The organism is Paenibacillus sp. J22P59, from assembly GCF_059383895.1.
This window is the reverse complement of sequence record NZ_JBXENX010000008.1, coordinates 236,847-258,658: the sequence shown is the minus strand read 5'-3', so window position 1 is coordinate 258,658 and position 21,812 is coordinate 236,847. Positions and strand designations below refer to the sequence as shown.

Annotated in this window: 14 protein-coding genes; 11 read left to right on the top strand and 3 right to left on the bottom strand. The window is 46.2% G+C overall.

Going from position 1 to position 21,812, the window contains the following annotated elements:
* Positions 1-180 precede the first annotated feature (180 nt).
* The 5 genes from AC50YO_RS15995 to AC50YO_RS15975 all read left to right on the top strand — a co-directional run bounded on the left by AC50YO_RS15995 (position 181) and on the right by AC50YO_RS15975 (position 7,837).
* Positions 181-1,188, top strand: coding sequence for an ABC transporter substrate-binding protein (locus AC50YO_RS15995; protein ID WP_494848536.1), 1,008 nt, complete (start codon positions 181-183; stop codon positions 1,186-1,188).
* Complete coding sequence (locus tag AC50YO_RS15990; protein WP_494848533.1) at positions 1,185-3,254, top strand: iron ABC transporter permease; 2,070 nt, start codon at positions 1,185-1,187, stop codon at positions 3,252-3,254. Before AC50YO_RS15995 ends, AC50YO_RS15990 begins: the two co-directional genes overlap by 4 nt.
* 517 nt (positions 3,255-3,771) lie before the next feature.
* Positions 3,772-5,586 (top strand): putative bifunctional diguanylate cyclase/phosphodiesterase, encoded by a 1,815-nt coding sequence (locus AC50YO_RS15985; RefSeq protein ID WP_494848531.1) that lies wholly within the window; start codon positions 3,772-3,774, stop codon positions 5,584-5,586.
* A 278-nt stretch (positions 5,587-5,864) separates the two neighbouring features.
* Positions 5,865-7,097 carry a Fic family protein gene (locus tag AC50YO_RS15980; protein WP_494848527.1) on the top strand — a complete coding sequence of 411 codons (1,233 nt, stop codon included), beginning with the start codon at positions 5,865-5,867 and terminating at the stop codon, positions 7,095-7,097.
* A gap of 248 nt (positions 7,098-7,345) precedes the next feature.
* Positions 7,346-7,837 carry a NanQ anomerase/TabA/YiaL family protein gene (locus AC50YO_RS15975; protein ID WP_494848525.1) on the top strand — a complete coding sequence of 164 codons (492 nt, stop codon included), beginning with the start codon at positions 7,346-7,348 and terminating at the stop codon, positions 7,835-7,837.
* 144 nt (positions 7,838-7,981) lie between these two features.
* Here AC50YO_RS15975 and AC50YO_RS15970 read toward each other — a convergent pair whose 3' ends face one another.
* On the bottom strand, positions 7,982-8,449 hold the full coding sequence (locus AC50YO_RS15970) for a hypothetical protein (protein ID WP_494848520.1): 468 nt from the start codon (positions 8,447-8,449) through the stop codon (positions 7,982-7,984).
* Positions 8,450-9,088: 639 nt separating this feature from the next.
* Here AC50YO_RS15970 and AC50YO_RS15965 point away from each other — a divergent pair.
* The 3 genes from AC50YO_RS15965 to AC50YO_RS15955 all read left to right on the top strand — a co-directional run bounded on the left by AC50YO_RS15965 (position 9,089) and on the right by AC50YO_RS15955 (position 16,865).
* Complete coding sequence (locus AC50YO_RS15965) at positions 9,089-15,118, top strand: DUF7601 domain-containing protein (RefSeq protein WP_494848519.1); 6,030 nt, start codon at positions 9,089-9,091, stop codon at positions 15,116-15,118.
* 19 nt (positions 15,119-15,137) lie between these two features.
* The gene (locus tag AC50YO_RS15960) at positions 15,138-15,917 is read left to right on the top strand and encodes a class B sortase (RefSeq protein WP_494848517.1); all 780 of its coding nucleotides are present in this window, start codon (positions 15,138-15,140) and stop codon (positions 15,915-15,917) included.
* A 285-nt stretch (positions 15,918-16,202) separates the two neighbouring features.
* On the top strand, positions 16,203-16,865 hold the full coding sequence (locus AC50YO_RS15955; protein WP_494848515.1) for a DUF421 domain-containing protein: 663 nt from the start codon (positions 16,203-16,205) through the stop codon (positions 16,863-16,865).
* A gap of 112 nt (positions 16,866-16,977) precedes the next feature.
* Here AC50YO_RS15955 and AC50YO_RS15950 read toward each other — a convergent pair whose 3' ends face one another.
* Positions 16,978-17,580, bottom strand: a complete 603-nt coding sequence (locus AC50YO_RS15950; RefSeq protein WP_494848513.1) for a TetR/AcrR family transcriptional regulator — start codon at positions 17,578-17,580, stop codon at positions 16,978-16,980.
* Between the two features lie 194 nt (positions 17,581-17,774).
* On the opposite strand from AC50YO_RS15950, the gene AC50YO_RS15945 reads away from it, so the two are divergent.
* Positions 17,775-18,512 carry an SDR family NAD(P)-dependent oxidoreductase gene (locus AC50YO_RS15945; protein WP_494848511.1) on the top strand — a complete coding sequence of 246 codons (738 nt, stop codon included), beginning with the start codon at positions 17,775-17,777 and terminating at the stop codon, positions 18,510-18,512.
* 23 nt (positions 18,513-18,535) lie between these two features.
* Positions 18,536-19,309, top strand: a complete 774-nt coding sequence (locus AC50YO_RS15940) for an SDR family NAD(P)-dependent oxidoreductase (protein ID WP_494848509.1) — start codon at positions 18,536-18,538, stop codon at positions 19,307-19,309.
* A 274-nt stretch (positions 19,310-19,583) separates the two neighbouring features.
* Here the strand turns inward: AC50YO_RS15940 and AC50YO_RS15935 are convergent, their stop codons facing one another.
* Positions 19,584-20,339: an SDR family NAD(P)-dependent oxidoreductase gene (locus AC50YO_RS15935; RefSeq protein ID WP_494848508.1), complete on the bottom strand. Its 756-nt coding sequence runs from the start codon at positions 20,337-20,339 to the stop codon at positions 19,584-19,586.
* A gap of 159 nt (positions 20,340-20,498) precedes the next feature.
* Between AC50YO_RS15935 and AC50YO_RS15930 the strand changes: the two genes are divergently transcribed.
* Positions 20,499-21,752, top strand: coding sequence for a helix-turn-helix domain-containing protein (locus AC50YO_RS15930; protein ID WP_494848506.1), 1,254 nt, complete (start codon positions 20,499-20,501; stop codon positions 21,750-21,752).
* Positions 21,753-21,812: the final 60 nt, after the last annotated feature.

Below are 21,812 nucleotides of genomic sequence, written 5' to 3'. Positions count from 1 at the left end.
GTTAAGCACAAATTAGCCATCTTTTGTACATGGCAGCCGGCAAATTGTATAGGAGTTGAATTTGTGAGTTTCAGAATGATTACACAAGTAGCCGATTGCTTAGTTTCAACCTAAGTTTATGCTCGGGCTGAAGCCCCTGCCGCAGACCAAAAAACACTTATTTGGAGGCAACTACATATCATGAGAAAATTTCTAAGCATTATGGCGTTATCTATCGTTATGGCCATTATCGCCACAGGATGCGGTGCGAGCAAGAATAATGAAGCGGGAGTATCCAATAGCCCGGGAACATCATCTGAATCGCCGTCACCGGGAGCTTCCAGCCCAATAGTCATCAAGCATGCCAAAGGCGAAACGAAATTAGACAAGCCGGCTCAGCGCGTTGTCGTGCTCGAATGGATCTTTACAGAGGATCTGCTCGCTCTGGGCATGCAGCCGATTGGGAATGCAGATAATAAGGAGTTTGCTATGTGGGTGACTTCCGAAGTTCCGCTGGCTAGCGACGTAACTGACGTTGGATTGCGTTGGGAGCCGAGCATGGAGACGATTGCTTCATTGAAACCGGACCTGATCATCTCCAACACCGACAACAACGCAGCTATCTATGACCAACTGAATGCCATTGCACCGACCATCGAATTCGATCCCTATCCGGAAGATATTGATCAATACACGAGAACGATCGACATCTTTAAGACGATTGCGACCGCAGTAGGTAAGGAAGCCGAAGCTGACCAATACTTGGCCGATCTGGACCAGCACTTTGCAGATGCCAAGGCTAAGCTGGCTGCAGCAGGCAAAGAAAATTTCAAGTACGTCCTAACCCAAGCATTTACCTCGCAGAACAATGCGTTATTGAGATTGTTCACGGATTCATCGGTTGTCTCCCAGACGCTAGAGCGTATCGGTCTTGTGAATGAATGGAAGTCAGACAAGTTCATGAAATACGGCTACACTGACTCGTCCATTGAGGCTCTTCCCGCAGTTACGGACACTAACTTCATCTATATCGTGCAAAAGGAAGATGATGTCTTTGCTAATGCGCTGAAGGATAATTCGATATGGAAAGGCCTTAACTTCGTCAAAGAAAATCGAACCTATACTTTGGACGGAAGCACATGGACGTTCGGCGGCCCGACCTCTTCGAAGGTTCTCGTGGATCGTGTCGTTGAAGCTTTGACCAAATGATTAGGGCCACAAATACGCATAAGCCAATTTCAAGAACGACCAGCACTAAAAGAATAATTGCGTTATTCGGGGGCGGCATTGCCGCCCTTGTTATTCTTATGTTCGCGAGTTTATGCTTCGGGGAGGCCAAGGTTTCTGTAACTACCGTCATCGCCTCCCTGCAGAACCGTCAGGACCTGATGGATCACAATCTAATATGGGATATCCGGATGCCCCGGATGATTCTGGGTCTTCTCACTGGTGCCGGACTGGCTATTGCCGGAGCTCTGCTCCAGACGATCACCAAGAACCCGCTGGCTGCAACGGATACGCTCGGCATTAATGGCGGCGCGTATTTCATGGTTGTGCTGGGGACGATTTTCTTTCCTGCTACGCTACATCAATCACCTTTTCTCATCGCTGTTCTGGGTGGAACGGTTGCCGCTATGGCAGCTTATATTCTGGCTGGAGGCAAAGCATCAAGTCCTATTCGGCTGGCGCTGTCGGGAATGATTGTATCGCTCGTACTCGGCTCCTTCACGAACGCGCTGCATATTTTTTACGCGTATGAATCTCAATCGCTATTCTTATGGGGTGCAGGCTCGCTTAACCAGCTGGATTGGAGCGGGGTGCAGTATGCCTGGCCTTTGGTTATTGGAGCCGCTGCTCTGGCTTTCTTGTTCGGCAAACAGTTTGACGTACTGGATCTGGACGAAGCGACGGCTAGGTCGCTTGGGCAGAAGGTGGATTTTACCCGCTTTCTCGGCTTGGCGCTTTCTGTGCTTATGGCGGCTGTCGTCGTCAGCGTTGCTGGTCCGATTGGATTCGTGGGTCTGGTCGCTCCGCACCTTGTCCGCTTAAGCGGGCTGCGCACGCATCGCTGGCTTATTCCTGCCACAGCGTTATGGGGTGCTGTCCTCATTACTGGTGCAGATGTTCTTGCCCGCATGGTGCGGAGCGGAATGGGCGAGTTGCCTGTTGGAGCGGTCATGGCTGTCATCGGAGCGCCGTGGTTAATCTGGTTGGTGCTGCGGAAAATGAAGGGGATATCGTCTGGCTCGGCGGGCAGCGTCTCTATGAGCGTCGGGGGCCGACCGCTAAAGATCCGTTATACACGGCTGGTCGTCATTTTATTCGTACTCGTTATTGCGCTTATATTGGTAAGTATGACGATGGGAGCGACGCAAGTGCCAATCAGGCAGCTATGGGCGAGCCTTATCGGCTCTGACAGCGCTGGCAGCTATTCGGTAATTATTAACCTGCGGATACCGCGGACCTTGGTATCTGCCGGGGCCGGTATTGCCTTGGCGGTCAGCGGTGTGCTCATCCAAAGTGCGGCTCGCAATCCACTCGCCGACGCCTCGATAATAGGAATTACTTCGGGTGCTGGCTTCGGAGCGCTCGCGGTGCTCATCGCCTGGCCGCAGCTTCCGATCTCCTTGTTGCCCATCGCTGCAATCATCGGCGCAGTGGCATCCGCTGCGATCATCTTCGCCTTCGCTTGGCGCAAGGCGCTTAATCCATCGGTTCTGATTCTCCTTGGCATCGCGGTATCGGCAATCGGTGCTGCGGGCATTCAGGTGCTGATCGTGCGTGGCTCGCTTTGGGGAAGCACCGGCTTCATCTGGCTGACCGGTACGACTTACGGGCGCAGCTGGGATCAGGTGATTACAATTGCGTTATTTTTGATAGTGCTGCTGCCGATTGCCTGGATTCTGGGGCGCCGGTTCGACGTACTTGGATTTGGAGACGACAGCGCCATCGGCTTTGGCTTACCGGTTCGACGTACGAGACTGGCCGCCCTCGCAGTTGGCGTACTTCTGGCAGCGGGTGCCGTCGCATGCGTCGGTACGATCGGCTTCCTAGGATTAATGGCGCCACATGCTGTCCGTGTCTTAATCGGGCATAACACGAGGCATTCAATCGTGCTTTCCAGCCTGCTGGGGGCGCTGCTCCTCGTGCTGGCGGACACAGTTGGACGGACTGTTATGGCTCCTATGGAAATCCCGTCTGGAATATTGATCACGCTGCTTGGAGCGCCTTACTTCTTGTTTCTTATGTTCCGGACATTTGCACGCAGAACGTGACAGCTGCCTGAGAATAAACCTATGAAGACAGTTGGACTAGATTGATTACAGCATGTAGAACGCTTATTGAAAGGCTGGCGGATAAGCACTGCACACTTTTTCGCCGATAGATCCGTTAAGCTGAAGCCAATCATAAATAAGCACAATAAAAAAAGCGTCAAGAACAATTCAATGTTCTTGACGCTTTTTTTTCGCCTGAATGATTTCCAAGGCTTACACAGTCCCTCGTTTTATAAGTTAAAGTATTCAAAATTAGCTTCATCAGAATAACTGGACTTTTGGATGAGTTGATGGTGGAATTTGATAGTTATCCCGCTTGAGGGATCTTGCTGGGAGGGGGCTTAATGAGTCTGTTAATACGATGATTGAGTTAGGCGAGTTATTCTGAAAAATCGAATGGAATAGGAATAACGAAATTACATATTAAGGTTATGTAAAATTATACATACATAGTACTATGAATATAGGACTTTCAGAGTATGAGTGAAGGGTGTTTTAACCGAAAAGGAGTGGAGTAATGAAATTACCTAAGGCTTGGACGAAGCGTCTTATGGATATCACGCCGAATATACTTGTTGTGTTATCGGCAATCTCTCTCTCTATGAATATGATTAGTTCTGTAAGCAGTTCGCAAGGTCTCGCCTGTGCCCTCACTTTTGCAGGTTTTATTTTTGCTTCCATTCTTGTCAGACCGATCTGGCTTAAATATGTGTTCGCTGCTGTTGCTTATTTCGCGTTCTTTAATGCATTTCCGGAGCTATCGTTTGATAAATTAGTCAGTGTCATCTATTTATCGCTGCTTCTTCTTGCGTTCTTGCTGCCGTCCCCCCTTCCTATATTCTTGGCGGCGGCATATATCCTCTATTTCACTCCATCTTATTCCCCTGAAGTGCCGATGGAAATGATAAGCACGATCATGATTGGCGTCGGTATTAATACGATCCTCTATTCACTGCTGGCCTTCTATCTTCGGAACTTGAAGAAAGAAAACAGGGTCAATGTGGAGTTAAATACAAAACTTCACTTAGCATTTGATAAGCTGGAGCATATTGCTTACTACGATCCGCTTACCCAATTGCCAAACCGCGAATTGCTCAGGGGAAGGATGGCCGAAGAGTTGTCGGAAGAAGTGCCGATGGCTGTTCTGTTCCTCGATCTCGACCACTTCAAGAATGTTAATGATATGCTGGGTCACAACGCGGGAGATCAGATGTTGCAGGGCGTCGCCAGTCTTCTAAGCGAAGTGGTCGGTCATTCCCATTTCATCTCCCGCTATGCGGGGGACGAATTTGTGTTGTTAATGCGCTACCAGCAGCAGCAGCAGGAGATCGAAGCACTGGCGGAAAAGCTCATTCATGCATTCCAGGCTCCGTTTCAAATTGATAACAAGCAGATCTATACGACGCTTAGCATTGGCATCAGTCTGTATCCTGAAGATGCGCGAGATGCCGATACACTGATCCAGTATGCCGACAAGGCGATGTATAGCGTCAAGAGTGGCGATAAAAATGGATTTCGTTTCTTCTCAGACATCAAGAGCGAGGAGTTGCTGCGTCATGTCAAGCTAGAGAACGACCTCCGGAGCGCAGTGAGTAAGAAGGAGTTTGTAATCTTCTATCAGCCGTTGGTGGAGATGAGTACGGGGAGAATTCGGGGTCTGGAGGCGCTGCTGCGATGGACGCATCCAGAGATGGGACCGATCTCGCCCTCCGTCTTCATCCCGTTGGCCGAGCAGACAGGAGTCATCGTCGAGCTGGGTGAGTGGGTTCTCAACGAGGCATGCAGACAGGTGCGAAGCTGGCAGCATGCTGGTAATCCCGATCTGACGTTAGCAGTCAACATCTCGATCCGTCAGTTTAGGTCGCCCAAATTTGCAACGAAGGTGTTAAGTATTCTGAAAGAGACAGACTTCGAACCTGCTCTTTTGGAGTTGGAAGTTACGGAGAGCATGGTGCAGAACCTGAACGAATCGATCATGATTCTCGGTGAACTTAGGCGCCAAGGCGTAAAGATTTCAATCGACGATTTCGGGACGGGGTACTCTTCCCTCAGTGTCTTGGGGAACCTGCCTGTTGATTTTCTTAAGATCGACCGATCGTTCACGCAGGAATTGACAGCCTCCAACCCTGCCACTTCGATCGTCAAGCTTATCATCGATATCGGCCACAGCATGAATCTGCAAGTCATTTGCGAGGGCATTGAGAAACAGGAGGAGCTCGCAATACTCCAGCAATTCGGCTGTGAGTTCGGGCAAGGATATTATTTTCATCGTCCTTCCCCTTCAGAAGAGATCGGGCTTCTACTTAGCAGTAGGACCCCTGCTGCAGTGTGAGATATACAACATAATTGGCCATTGGCCTCGTTAATGGAACGGGGTCATAAATAGGTCGAAAATTTTATCCATCTCGATTAAAAGCGTGGGAAATAGCAGCTCTCTTCGTCGGCGTTTATCCCTCCAGTTTTGAGTTGCTAGATTGGACGTTCATGTGATCTTTTGTGCTAGAAGAATTCGAATTTTACAAAAAGTGTGAATATTTTATTTGAAATGAGGCTATGTTAGATCTATAATTAAAAAAGAGTCCTGTTTTTAAAAATAGGGAAGTGAATCTAATGGGATATGAAAGATTAGTTAAGCTTTTTTATAAATTGGATCGTGAATCATTGGCCGAAGAATTGCATAAAAGAAGAAATAGTTATGGCAGCTATCCGACATCCTTAATTATTAAAGGTTTCAGAAAAGGACAAAATACAGCAGAATCCTTTGAACTGTTCTATGTCAATACACACGACTTAATGACTCTAAACAATGAAGTATTATTGAACAGCTCAGAGATATCTTCACTCATTAGTAAGCTTCCTGATTTTATAGTGGAGCCTTATTTCCATAAGCTTATTGTTAATGAGGCGCAGAGCAATAATGAAATTGAAGGAGTGCGCAGTACGAAGAAGGAACTGCAGGAAGCGCTCCGTGAAGTTAGAAAGTCGGAATCTAAAAATAAAAGATTTACAGGTCTGATAAAGACGTATCTCTATATGGATCAAATTAAGCCGTTTGAGAAGGTACAAGATTTCAGAAGCCTGTATGATGATTTAGTAGCGGATGAAATTATATTAGATGATAAACCAGATGGTGAGTTATTCAGACAAGGCCATGTAGAAGTAAACGATGGTCAGGTTACAACTCACATTGGTGTAAGTTCTGAAAAAAACATTATTGCGTCGCTAGGAGCGCTTATCAATTATTTGAAAGACGAATCTCATCCTCCATTATATCGGTACATGGTTGCCCACTATTATTATGAATATATTCATCCCTTTTATGATGGTAATGGGCGCACGGGACGTCTGTTTGTGGGTAGCTATTTGTCACGCTATCTAGAGAAATATTCAGCGATCACATTTTCCTATGCGATCAATATGGATAAAGCCAAGTATTATAGGGCATTAGAGGACATAGCATTCCCCTTGAACTATGGGGAAATGACCTTTTATTTAATTCATATGCTGGAATTGCTTTCTACTGGGCAAAGAAGCATTATTGAAGACCTTGAAATTAGTCTGATCAAGCTTGAAAGAATCAGAGAATATATGAAAAAAGATAAATGGGATGGTTATGGGGATGCAAGAGAGATATTATTTTCTATACTGACCATTAATGTGTTCATAACTGAGAATAACATTTTATCTGTACAAGATTTAATGAAGTATACCAAAAAGTCTAGACACAAGATTAATAACGCAATGGAATACCTTGTGCAAGAGGGGTATGTTGAATTAGTAGGTAAGAAACCCAAATCATATCAAATTTGTGATGGTTGTATTGAGAAAATATTATCTTCGTGAATTAACGACCCTTGCAATAAATAATGCGATGGCAAGGAGATTTTTTTAAACAGAGTAAAAGGCACCCGTCAGGGTGTTTTTTAGTTTACCTTTAGTTATAATACGGGGAACCTTAAGAAGAGACGAACTACGTAAAATGCTACTCATTTCTTGTGTATGTTGAGTTTAAGTGATCCATTTGAAGTTAGACCGGATAGTAGACCTTGCGGTAATATTAGCAGTAGTAATAAAGGAAGGGAGATTCTTGGATGATCATTAGTGATGTTCAGCATTACGAGCGGGAGAGCCATTTGTGGCCGCAAGCTGTGAAAAGAGGCATTAAATACATTATGACCCACAATTTGAGTGAGGCCCCATTGGGGAGGTATCCACTTGAAGGGGAGAATGGAGTACTCATGTATGCGAATGTACAGGAATCTGTTACCTGTCCGAAGGAAGAGCAGTTGCCTGAATCCCATGCCGTCTACACCGATATACAGTTCTTGGTTAGTGGTGAAGAAAGACTCTGTTTCTACAGGCTGCGTCCGGATGCCAGAATCATTGATAATAAGTTTGATTCCCACGACATTGCGTTCTATGAGCTATCACCTGAACAACTGGAGACCGATATTATTTTGAATCCCGGCATGTTTGCAGTTTGCTTCCCCACGGATATTCACCGGCCCAACTGCTCCGTGCGTCAAGTAACGACTAACAAGAAGATCGTCGTCAAAATCCATAAGGATCTCTTGGCCAATTGATTGATGTAGCGTAAAAAAGATTGCAGCGGCCCTAAGTTCACTGCAATCTTTTTTGTAATTGTCTTTAGTTCATTCAAGGGGTTATTATAACCTGCCAATAAGCAAAAAGAAGTCCCGGGAGGGTGGGACTTCTTCATATGTGTATTAGTAGTCTAGTCGGTCTGTGATATACCCGGATACATGCCATGTGCTCGTGCTGTTATAGAATTTATAAATATTGCCGACCGGCTGGCTTAAACCGTATACGGTTCCGGGAATCGCCGCAGCGACCTTTACATAGTTTTTGTAAATATCAAATTTTCCATTAATCTGATCGGCGGTAGTCGATCCAAGACTGATTAGACGGAATTCATATCGGTCATTGCCGACATATGAGATTGCATTGAAAAATGCTTGATTTCCTGAGGCTAGCGGGACTTCTGTCCAACTTGCTATTGCATTACCGCTTGTCGCAGTCAGCCAAGTGCCAGTCGTTCCATCCAATACTTGCAGAGGTGCTTGCGAAAAAACACCGTGGACATACGTAGATGGAGCTGCTGAACTGCTGAAGCTAATTCCCATTACTAAGATGGAAAACATTAGGATAATCGAATAACCTAGCCTCTTTTTCATTATTTCACTCCTTTGAATTGTTTTCCCCCCCATGGAGCATATGAGAGACAAAGCGGATTATACATAAATTCAGAAATAAGGGTTAATTACAGTGAGCAGAGCGGGAGATATTGTGGAATGAAGCGAAGTTTGGATACCGATTTTAAAAATATAAATAACGAACAATGACTGCTCCGCTATTCTGATTGTCTGCACCTCGAGAGAGGTGCTTTTTTCATTTTAAGATTTGTCAGTAGTTGTTTTATTGAGAATTGCAAGGAGAAGGTTATTGTTCACATTGTAGAGGTTTTGTAGAGACTAGTTTTTTAAAATAGAAGGAGTGGAAATTTGGGTGGAAGTGTAGACATTCTTTTTTCGGCATTTTGTTATGGAATAATGTTTTTTTGGGTCTTGTCGAAAAAAGTCTTATCACATACACTAATTAGGTAAATATTCTCATTTTTTAATATTAAATACAGAACCTAAGTAGTCTGTACAACAAATCAATCAGTATCTATGGAGGAGGTGAAAAGGAGGGGACTCCGCAAGAATTCGATGATGTAAAGAGCTGCTGGGATTAAGCAAATAGAAGAGGTCTATTCAATTGAGCTTTATCGAGACAATAACTTTAATGCAGCTAAAAATTTTACAATTACGGGAATGGAGGAGAGATGTGTCTTGAAACAAAACAGCGTAGGTAAAGCAATACTTTCTTTCTGTCTGGCAATTATGCTTATCCTGCAGACGGTGGCGTTCTCTGTCCCTGCATATGCGGATAGCGCGCCAAGCGTTTCCGGGGCGGCGGCCGTTAGCGAAGCCGATTCGCCATCAGTGCCTGAGGCGGTGTACGATGTGCCGAACGATCTCATGGTGATGACGGCAGTCCCGACGGACAAAACGGCGTTGTTCATGGATGCTAATGCAACCTTTCCGTTGAAGGTGACACAGGGAACTGAGATTGCTCCAGGCGGTACGATCCAGGGCAGACAGGCATTTACCCTCAAATCAGAGGGCCTTAAGGTGCCGGTTAAGGGTGATTATGCAAATACGCCCGATGAGAATGACACCACCAAGTATATTCAGAAGGGCGACTCGATCGAGTTGAAAAGGGATACCTACTTCAAGGAAGTAGTATTGCCAACAGCCACCAAACCTTTGATGGCAACAACTGATTTTGGAGTGAAACAGTTAGGAACGGCCTATTTCACCCCGGATAGCATCAAGATTGTATTTAATGGCGACGAGTGGTTTTTCAATGGTATTGGAAAAGCGGTTATTTTCGGCTTTGAAACCACTGCCAATTCGGATGTAACGGGCATGGAATACGGCGATACAAAGCTCATCTCGATTTTTGGGGGAGCCTATGAGCTAAAGAACCCGGATGTTACACCGGCATACAGCATCAACTTGACAGGAAACAACTGGCCGAAGAATGGGAGCTGGACTTGGTGGTATGTGACCGTGCCTGCCTATCAAGATGGTTATTTGACCTTCCAGTCCACTTCATCTTCTTTTGATGTGCTGGATGCAACAATCAAGCTGCCGCTGGATGGGAAGACGTTCTATACGAAGCCTTCCGATTATCGTACGGTCTATATACCGGGATCCTTCAAGGTAAACGGCATTAACGTAGACCCAACCATTGATGCAGATGGCAGTCTGAGCTACATATTCCCGGCAGGAACGGGGTTCGACCCAAAGGTTGAGTATCAAGCATGGTTTGATAAGGATATGTATTATAAAGAGTATCGGGGCGTGGCAATGGATCCCGGTCGTGGCGGCGGACAGCGTTTTGACCCGAAAGTTGAACTGAGGGGTGCGAGTGCTGATGTAAAAGCCACTGCAGTACGGGAAACATGGGTTGCACCTGACTGGATTCAAGCATCCGGCACTTATGACCATCCCAATGAAACCATTACATGGAAAGTCACTGTTAACCAATATAACAAAAAAGGGTTAAAGGACTTTACTATCACAAATGTATTGCCTGCTGGGCTGGACTTTGCATCAGCTGAATGGCAGACATGGGTGGATAGCGTTGCATCTGAAAAAACACAAATTACACCAGATTCGAACGGCATTTATTCATTTGGGGATATTAATGGTAAAGTCGAATTAGTGATTAAGAGCAAGGTAGCAAACGGTTCAAGCTTCAGAATAGACCCTCGTGCCAATTGGAATCTGGATACTCCAAATGGCATACAGAACAACGATGTTACGACTGGTACAAGGCCTGGCGCAGTGACTGATGAGGCAATTGTTAACATCGGCGCGCACACTTTTACAAAAACAGCCGCTATTTCAATGGAGGATTATAACCTGGGCGGCATTACATGGACCGTTAATTTAGCGCCACAGTATGCCCTGCCAAATGCGGCGGTATACGATGTGCTGGTGCATGGCGGAGATTTAAACGTCTTGGACAACGCTGTAGATGAAACTGGCGAGGTTAGCGCAGAAACGATTGCGAAAATCAAAACAAATGTAAACTCCGCGCAGCTGTGGAAAAAGTATCAGGCGGGAACCCTGAAGACTAATGCAACTGGCCTGACCATAAAGGATATTCCTTTAACCGTGGACGGTAACGTGGTAGCGAATTTGATCATGGTGACAGGATACACCGACAAAGCTGCAGCCTTCAGCTTCCGTGCACTTGAGACCAACCCGGACATCCTCTTCAGGCAAGATATTAACGCAGGGAAAATAATCTGGAATCGGGCTTTGCTCATTGACGGCGAAACCGTAAAACAAGCGCAAAACAACACCAATCTACACCTGCGTATGCTGAATAAGGATATGCTTGCGGCATCCTATCCTGTTAAGCAGGACGGGACGGCTGACACATGGTATACGCCGAACAACGCTAACCGCTATATCGGTTATGATAGCTCATCAAGCGGAGACGAATACACCTTGGCTGGTTATGACCGAACAACCAAGACGGTCACCTTCCGCCTAGGCGTCAATATGCCGGGCTACAACACGGTCAAAATGGCGGAAGACGGCGGAACTCGGGTTATCACCGATGTGAAGCTGGTCGACACCTTGCCGGAAGGTTGGGAGTTCGTTCCGTTTTCCGAGGAGAAGGATTTTGAGCTTTGGAAAGGTTATTCAGACAATGGCAGCGGCACCGGCTATGGGGTTAGAAACAACGCTGTTTCAATCATTGAGTCGAACGACCCTGCTCATGTGGTGAGCTTCTCTCATAGCGGCAACGAAGGGACCTTCACCTTCTCCAAGCTGGAAAGCCCTTATGTCATTCTGGTGAAGGCAAGACCCTCCAATGCGGCTCTGGAGAAATATTTGGAGGAATACACAACCAATGGTACAGACAAGCAGGTGGTGTATAACAAAGCCGACCTACATATGACTTGGGGCGGAGTGGAGAAGGTCCTCACCGAACAACGCAAAGTTATTGTACCGATTCAGACTCTGGGCAAGTCGGTAACAAAGCCAGTCCCAGGGGTGCTGGAATGGACGGTCAACTATACGCCTCCGTTCAACATGAAACAGGGCGTTTATTTGCAGGATACCATGGGCGTAGGCATGAACCTGCGCTATGAAGATAACGGAAAGCTTGTACTAACAGCGCCAAGTATGGCAGTCTATTCTGCTAAACTTACTGCCAGCGGTGCTCTGGAAAGAGAGGGTGCAGCGCTGGACCTTAGCGACCCGAATGGTGAAGTTCAGGTAGAAGCTGCACCAGGCGTGGGAGGCACCACGGTTCTACTATTTAAAATGAAAGACCCTAATAAGCTATACCAGTTTGTGTACCAGACAGAGGTTGATCCTTCTAAAGCCAAAGCTGGCGACAAAATGGGCAACGAGGTAAAGCTGATGGGCGACGATATGCTGAAATCTGTCAGTGCCAAAAGTGAAAGCACACTGGACAATTCAGACGTAGCCGGCAGTTCAAGCTCCAATGCCCTGCTGCCCCTGAAAAAGGTAGATCCCAACAACAATCCGCTAAAAGACGTAGAGTTTACGCTCTATAAGAAAGACGGCGGAACTCAAATTGCCAAAGGAACAACCGATAGCGGAGGGAAACTTAATCTGCTATTTCCAGATCCAGGGTATTACGAGCTGAAGGAAACTTATATTGATACAAAGACATGGTTGCCGACTACAAAAATTTATCAGGTGTATGTAGGGAATACGCCAGGGAAGCCCATCTGGGTAGACGGCGTGAAAGTAACCTCTGATAATCCGTTGGTCGTGCCTACACCGGCGCAAGGAAAGCTGACCATCAGCAACACGGTGGGAGGAAACGGCAGCGATTCTTCCAAGGATTTTGAATACACCGTGACCTTCACTGGCGAAGGCAAGGACGGAGAGTACACCTATAAGAAGCCGGATAATACGTTTGGCATGATCAAGAGCGGTGACAAGATTATCCTCAAGCATGGGGAATTTGCGACGCTTCCGGCATTGCCTGCGGATATGGTCTATACCGTAACTGAGGCCGATTATACGAGCGTTGACGGTTATATCACCACGCCGGAGACGAGAGAGCTGTCCGGCACAATTGTGAATAAAGGCAACCACAAGGCGGACTTCATCAATGAACGGACCGTCAACAAGCTGACCGTCAGCAATAAAGTTATGGGCAACGGAGGCGACAAGGAGAAGGAGTTCGAGTACAGCATTCTCTTTGAGGATGCGGGCAAGGATGAAGGCTACTCTTACTTGAAGTCGGGCGGCGGCACAGGTACCATTAAGACCCGCGATACCTTCAAGCTCAAGGATGTAGAGACACTGGATATTTTGGGTCTGCCTAAAGGTCTGAAGTACACAGTTAAGCAGAAGGAATATACAGCTGACGATTACGTGACCCTTCCTGATGGAGGGTATTATACCGGAGTCATGAAGGGTGCAGACGAAGATGCCCCGTTCACGAACGTGCGAGTCTTGAAGGGTAGCCTGTTAGTCAGCAATATGGTTAAAGGCAAAGACGACGATAAAATGAAGCCGTTCAAGTACACGGTCACCTTCACAGGTGAGGGAGAGAACGAATCCTACTCTTATGAGAAGTCGGATGGCAGCAAGGGCATGATCAAGAGCGGGGATACCTTCGAGCTTACAGATGGCCAGACGCTTGTCGTGCAAGGGCTTCCGACGTATCTCCAGTATAAGGTGACTCAGGATGATTATACGAAGGACGGTTATGTGACCGATCCCGAAAGTCTTGTTCGCACAGGAACCATTCCGGAGAAAAAAGTGGCCGAAGCGCACTTTGTCAATATCCGCCCGTATCTGGAAGGCGTGCTGCGTGACAACAAAACAGGAAAAGTCATTCCGAATGCGCCCATCACGGTGACCGATCTGAAGACAGGCAAGGAGCTTCAGATTGAGACGAATGAGAAGGGTGAATATGCGGTCCCAGCAGTAGCGGATACCGACTATACGATCACATATACGCAGTGGTATAAGGTAGGCGGGAAGGATGTCCCTGTCGAGTTCACGCAAAAAGCAAATGTGGACGCCAGCGTGACGGGCGAGACCGTTGCGGCGGACATTACGGCGGTAGGGATTGTTCTGTTGAAGCAATTGAATGGAACAACAGAGCTATTCAACGATTCGTTCACCAGCCAGATGCATATCTATTTGAAGGACAAGGATGGCAATTATATTAAAGAGAATGGTCATCCCAAGGCGTTTCCGATGGCTTCGAACGGAACTTTCTCCGTGGAAGGGCTAAGCGAGCAGAAATACACAATGGAAGTTCGCTATAAAGCTGAGACTGGCGAGGAACTGCTCCTTATAGTGACGCAACTGGACGTGAAAGCTAACGGAGAGCTGAATATTTCCGAGGAATTGGTGGATCCTTACGGTACGGTTTATGATGAAACGACAGGAGATGCTGTTACTGGCAAGAAAATTGAAGGAGCCAAAGTTACACTGTACTATGCGGATACGCAACGGAATAGAGATAACGGCCGCATTCCGGATACGAAAGTAACGCTTCCTTCCGTTCCAAATTTCCCACCGCACGACAACGAGAGCCCAGAGCAGGATAGCGACGCAAACGGCTTCTATGCGTACATGGTGTTTCCTGAAGCGGATTACTATCTGATCGTAACGAAGGACGGGTACGAGACGCATAGGAGTGATACGATTTCTGTCGATTTTGACATTGTGAGATACGACGTGCCGATGAAACCGATCAGTTCCGGTGGCGGCTCCGGCGGTAACGGTAACGGTGGAACCGGCAACGGAAACGGTGGAACTGGCAACGGTAACGGTGGAACCGGCAACGGTAACGGCGGAACTGGCAACGGTAACGGTGGAACCGACAACGGTAACGGTGGAACTGGCAACGGTAACGGTGGAACTGGCAACGGTAACGGTGGAACCGACAACGGTAACGGTGGAACCGGCAACGGTAACGGCGGAACCGGCAACGGTAACGGTGGAACTGGCAACGGTAACGGTGGAACTGGCAACGGTAACGGTGGAACCGACAACGGTAACGGTGGAACTGGCAACGGTAACGGCGAAATCGGCAACGGAAATAGCGGAACCGATAACGGAAACAACGGAACTGGTAACGTCGACACTGAACTGGACGATGCTCCGAAAACCGGAGACAACAGCGTATCGCCAATCTTCTATATGGCTTTGGCGCTGATGTCCTTGATGACGATCGGGTTCTGTCTAATCGGTAACAAGAGGAAGAAGCAAATCCAGTGACCGGAAAGGCGGTAAGAAAATGAATAAAACTAAAAAATTTCTTATCGCCGTTTCCCTCCTAGTGTTGGTATTTTCACTCGTGAGTCTTGCGAGAATTCTCCTGCGGGATTATACGGAGCAGCAGAAAATTGAAGGACTGGCAAAAGCGTGGGAGGAAGGGTTGGACAAAGACGGAGGGGATGCACTCCCCTCCTTTTTGTTTAATAAGGCGAATGAACCGGTCATGCTTCCCGAATTTCGAGAGCTTTACGAGAGGAACTCGGACATCGTTGGCTGGCTGAAGATTGATGGCACCCGCATTGAGTACCCGGTCATGCAGAATCCACAGGATGCGGAGTACTATCTCAATCATGATTTCGATAAAAAAGAAAACAAAGGCGGCCTTCCCTTTTTGGATGAGCATAGCCGGCTCAGCGGTTCGGACATTTTGCTGATTCATGGACATCACATGAAAAGCGGCTGGATGTTTAAAGATTTAATGAAGTACAAGAACGAAAGCTTTTATAAAGAGCATGCTATGTTTCAGTTCAGCAAGCTTTACGAAAAGGAAGAGTATGAGATTGTTGCCGTTATTCTGTCAAAAGTTTATCGCAAATCGGATGACGTTTTTAAATACTACCAGATTCAGAATGTAAATACGCCCGCCGAGTTCGATTCGTATGTTCAGAACATCAAAAAACTCGCTCTTTATGACACGGGCGTAACAGCCCAGTATGGCGACAAGCTTATTGTACTGTCCACATGCGAGTACTCAACCGAAAACGGCCGGTTAGCGGTGGTCGCCCGAAAGCTTAAATGACGATCTTGAAATAAGGAGTTAAGCTGTTTTATATCGCGTTCTCCCTTGGAGGACGCGATTTTTTTAGGCTTCTTTGATCCAGTTTATAAGGCACGGAATAGTTGAACAGAGGGTGTCCCAAAAGTCATAAAATGACGGAGGGATATCCTCTTATATTTTAATAAGGGAGCGAAGTGCGTAGGGGAGGAGGTTTATACATAAGCAGGCACGTGTAATAACTAATCAAGAAAAGGCCCTCGTGAATAGCCTGCCAATTTCGTTCAGTTCCCAACTGGAGGTATAAATATGGATATATTTGTGGAAATAGGCGCTAAGCTTATTATCAGTTTTTTTGGCTTATGGATTATTACCTTTATTACAGGCAGGAAGACGCTTAGCCAATTGACACCGCTCGACTTTCTAACTTCATTGATATTAAGCGAAATTGTCGGCAATACGATATACGATAGTGAGGTAAAGATCTGGCATCTGCTGTTTGCCCTATTCATCTGGGTTGCTTTGTCCTTTCTATTTGAAAAGGCGACGATCCACTTTGTGAAATTCGGGAGTATGGCGGAAGGGCGGACTGTGCTGCTTATAGACCAAGGCAAGGTGAATCAAGGCCTGATGGGAAAATACGATATTGAATATACACAGCTGCTGTTCATGCTGCGGCAGCAAAATATTTTCTCTCTCAGCGAGGTACAGTATGCTCTTCTGGAGACGAACGGTTCTCTGTCAGTCATGCGCAAGTCCGAATATGAGCAGTCAGGGCAGCCTTCTGCTTTTTCCATTACAGTAATTGATAAGGGCAGGCTGCTGGAAGAGTCCATGCGAGGCAGGCCGATGAACAAGGAGCAGATTCAGGAGTTGGTAAGGGAGCAGGGGGATTATCGGATTGAGGATATTGCCTATGCTGAATATAAAGAAGACGGAACGCTATATATAATTCCGAAAACCAACAAATAAACCATATAAGAAGAACAAGCTGGCGTGGGAATACATTGCGCTGGCTTTTTTTTCGCAGCGATTCCCCTGCTAAATTATAGGCTCCTTGGTCGAATTGATATGTAATTAGCACTTATTTACCCACATAAACAACGGAATACATATGCGTTCTCGTCAAATCAATAACTTCCTGAATAAATTGCTCTTGGGATTCGTGGAAATCAGTCTTAATCCAGTCCAGTACAAGCCCATAGAAGCCATAGGCTGTATAGCGTTTGAAGTAATCCATGTTAACGGGAATGTTATTGATTGTTTCGAATACAAATTGCTCCTTATAGATTTTTAAGATGGTTTGAGAAAAGCCTGTGTACAGCCCTGGTAAAGTATCGTTGCATTTTAAAAGCTCGAAGAAGTCCCGATGTTGATAAATATAAGACACGATATTGAAGGACGGAGCATTTATTTTTGCCGTGTACACTTTGTGTCCCGGAACATAGGGCTTGCCCACGGAATCTTCTAGCCCCTGAAACATAGATGCAAGCAAATCTTCAACTAATTCAATTTTATCTTGGTAATGTATGTAAAAAGTACTGCGGTTATAAGCGGCACAATCGACGATGTCCTTTACAGAAACGGAATGGTAGCCCTTCTCCTTGACTAGTTGTATGAAGGCTGATTTCAAATGTGCTTTTGTCCGATTTCGTCGTTGAGATGTCACGCTTTGTTCATCATTCATAAAAAAAGACCTCCCGGGAAAAAGACAGTTTTGATGTAAGTGTCTACTAATTAGACGTTTGTCCATACCTTAATGATTGTGAAATGTGAACAGAATAGTACAATTAAGTTGTAAGGAAATAGTACAATTTGAAGCATTAAAATGAGTTACTGTGCAAATAGTACTATTAAAATATTGTACTGGGGGATTCCATTATGGGCAAACTGCAAAACAAAGTAGCTGTGATTACTGGTGGAGCATCCGGTATCGGTGCGGCAACCGCACGTTTATTCGTTTCTGAAGGAGCCAAAGTGGTTCTTGTTGATTTAAATGAAGAAAAAGGAAAGCAATTTGAGCAGGAGCTGAAGGCGCTTAATGCAGAAGCTCTATTTATAAAAGCAAATATTACTAGTGAAGAAGAAGTAGCTAATATTTTTGCAAAAGCGGTTGAAGCTTTTGGAAAAGTGGATGTTGTATTCAACAATGCAGGGATCGGACGTGTTCATCCTTCGCATGATTTGGAATACTCCGAGTGGCGCAACACCGTGAATGTTGATTTGGATGGCGTCTTCTTGGTTGCACGTGAAGCGATCCGCGGAATGCTAAAAACGGGCGGAGGCACAATTGTAAATACTGCATCTATGTACGGCTGGGTTGGTTCTCCTGGTTCGGCAGCTTATAATGCTGCAAAAGGCGGAGTGATTAATCTGACGCGTTCATTGGCGCTTGAATATGCCGAACAAAATATTCGTATTAATTCATTATGCCCAGGTTTCATTGATACACCAATTATTCCGGAAGAAAGCAAACAAGCCTTAGCGGCAATTACTCCGATGAAACGCCTTGGCAAAGCAGAAGAAATGGCAAATGCCGTGCTTTTCATGGCTTGTGACGATTCTTCGTTTATGACTGGGAATAGCTTAACCGTTGATGGTGGATATACAGCTCAATAATTATCTTTCTGGGAGGGGTTTATATGAGTAAATTTGATGGGAAAGTAATCGTAATTACAGGCGCGGCAGGCGGAATCGGGAAAGCGACTGCTAAAAAGCTGGCAGAGCAGGGAGCAAACCTTGCTCTAGTCGATTTGAACCTAGAGGCAGTTAAAGAAGTGATTGCAGAACTGGGACTTGATGAATCGAGAGCAATTTCCCTTCAAGCAAATGTTGCAAAAGAAGAGGAAGTCAAAGCATATGTGGAAGCAACGCTCGAAAAATTCGGCAAAATTGATGGTTTCTTTAACAATGCAGGAGTAGAAGGAATTACTGCAAATGTTGAAGATTATCCAACCGAAGTCTTTGAATTAGTCTTTAATGTTAACGTTAAGGGCGCATTCCTTGGGCTGAAATACATTGTTCCTGTGATGAAGCAGCAAGGGTACGGCAGTATTGTGAATACATCTTCAGGTGCGGGATTAATCGGCTCGCCAGGATTTGTTGGATACAACAGCTCCAAGCATGCAGTAATGGGTATGACTAAAGTAGTTGCATTAGAAGCGGCCCCGTTTGGCGTTAGAGTAAACGCCGTGGCCCCTGGGGTAATCAATACCCGAATGATGCGCCAAATTGAAAAAAATACAGTTCCTGACGATGCGGAGGGAGCAAAAACAGCATTTGGGGCTGCAGTGCCTATGGGAAGATACGGGGAAGCGGAAGAAGTAGCCAATGTAGCGGTTTTCTTGCTATCGGATGATGCTGCATATGTGTCACAATCGATCTATACGGTGGATGGCGGTCAAATTAGTCAATAAGCTGAAGCATTAGTCGTAAGATTGCTTACATGGTTAGTCTGGTTGATAAGTAAACCTTGTAAGGCAACGTGGTTTCGTCATTGAAAAGCTACGCAGACACTAAACGTAACCCGTAAGATAGACACTTTTAGAAAAAGTGATTATCTTACGGGTTTCTGTGTTCTTCCTAACCAACCTATCGAGGTGTGAGTGAGGAATGGAGCCTGTTAATGTGGACATTAAAAAGATGACTTCTGATGAATTCAGAAGTCATCTCATAGCTGCTGCCCAATCTTTAGAGCGTAAGCCCGCCGTCGACCAGTACGATGGATCCTGTCATGTAACTGGAGCGATCAGAAGCGAGGAAGGTGACGACTTCCGCAAGCTCATCCGGCTTCGCATAGCGGCCCATACGCATATTGCCGACTTCCTCTGGCATGTATCCCCCCGACATGAAGGATTGTTCTACGCTCTTCGTCAGAGCTGTTTCTACGCCGCCCGGACAAATCCCGTTAATACGGATGCCTTTTTTCACATACTCGATAGCCGCGCCCTTCGTTAGGCCGACAACCGCATGCTTGCTGGCGGAATAAGCTGAGGCACTGTGCTCGCTTTTTACCCCTGCCGTGGAAGCTGTATTAATGATCGTTCCGCTTCCTTGCTCCTCCATTACCTTAAGAACATATTTCATACCGAGGAAGACGCCTCGGACATTGACATTCATAATTCGGTCGAACTCATTCTCATCAATATCAGCGAGCTTCGCGAATTTCTGTACAACACCGGCATTATTGAAGAAAATATCGATACGTCCGTAAGCGTCCGTGGCTGCTTGTACATAGCGCTGAACATCCTCGCTTTTTGACACATCGGCTTGTACAAAGATCGCTTCGCCGCCTTGTTCCTGAATAATATTAACGGTCTCTTGACCGGATTCCTGATTGAAATCGACAACGACGATCTTTGCGCCATGGCCAGCCATTTTTAAGCTTGTAGCACGGCCGATACCGCTTGCTGCTCCAGTAATGACAGCTATTTTATTCTCCAACATATAGGTTCAACCCTTTCGCGAGTAGGATAGCAGAGGAACTCTGCATGTCTATTGTAATGCGCTTTCATTATTCAAAATTGTATTTATCCATGATTTATAGTATTTTTTTATCATCTTTATTTTTAGCTATATTTCGTATCCTAGGCTATGGAGGTACGTATGAATAAGCTCGCCGAATTGGTCGTTTTTGGCCGTCTGCTCTATGATGCTATTGGGTTGCCTATATTTATCATCCATCCAGGTCGAGCCATTGAAGAAGAATACGCTGATCTCTCTCTTTGCTCTAACCCGTATTTTGCCTCCATCCGCGAACAGATAGCGAGTTACTCTTATGCGCTGTATGCTTCAGAGCAGCCGGTATATTTCTCCCGTTCCAGACTGCACTATTTTTTTGTGAATGCGCTTGATGACAACCAGCTTGCAGGTACGCTCGTCGTAGGCCCGTATTTGCATGAAAAGCTGCAAGGGGAGGAATGGAACGAAACAATGGGCGCTCTTCCAATGGGTAACCGAAGGCAGTTTCTCCAATTGTACGAAGAGATTCCGATCCTCCCCTGGGAACGCACCTCCGCGATAAGTCAGATGATTTATTATGCGATTCATAAGCAGCTCGTTGATTCGTCGACTAGTCTTCCGGTGGATGATATAACGATGCCGGAGCCAATTGTCGAGAAGAAGGAGCGGGATGCCGAGCTGTCGCGGAGACGCCGCAGCGGCATGCTGCATGCCAACCTCTCGCATGAGCGCGTTATGCTGCATTATGTGCGCAATGGAGAGAGGGAACGGATAAGAACGTTCGTTACGGAATCGATTATTGCTGAGGAGGAGTTTGGCGTACTTGCCAAGCGGAGCAGGCTTCGCAGTGAGAAGAACCTGATGATTACGGGAATCGCTCTGATCTGCCGGGCTGCAATCGAAGGGGGTCTGCACGAGGAGGATGCGTTCACGCTAAGTGACTTCTACATTCAGAAGCTGGAGGAGAAGGATTCGCTGCAAGCAATCTCCGCTATTATGACTGAAGTGCTGTTCGACTTCGTGGATCGAGTGTCCGAGGTTCGCCGCGGCCACTATTCACCTGCAATTCAAGACAGCTTGCATGAGATTGCCAATCATCTCTATAGCGACATTACTCTTGAAAGGCTGGCGGAATGCATCAATCTCAGTCCAAACTATTTGTCGAGCTTGTTCAAAAAGGAGGTTGGGCTGACCATTACGGAGTATGTCCAGCGTGAACGGATTGAAGAAGCCAAGAGGCTGCTCACGCTGACTGATTATCCAATCTCCGATATCGCAGCATGGCTTAACTTCAACGATCATAGTTATTTCAATAGGGTATTCAAAAAATGGAGTGGAATGGCGCCCAAAGAATACCGCAAGAGTGAGCGCCGCCCGTCGCAAAAATATTCGGAATGAAGACATGGCTATAAATGATGAAGGCCATTAGGCGATGTTAGCGGGATAGCCGTATAGGTT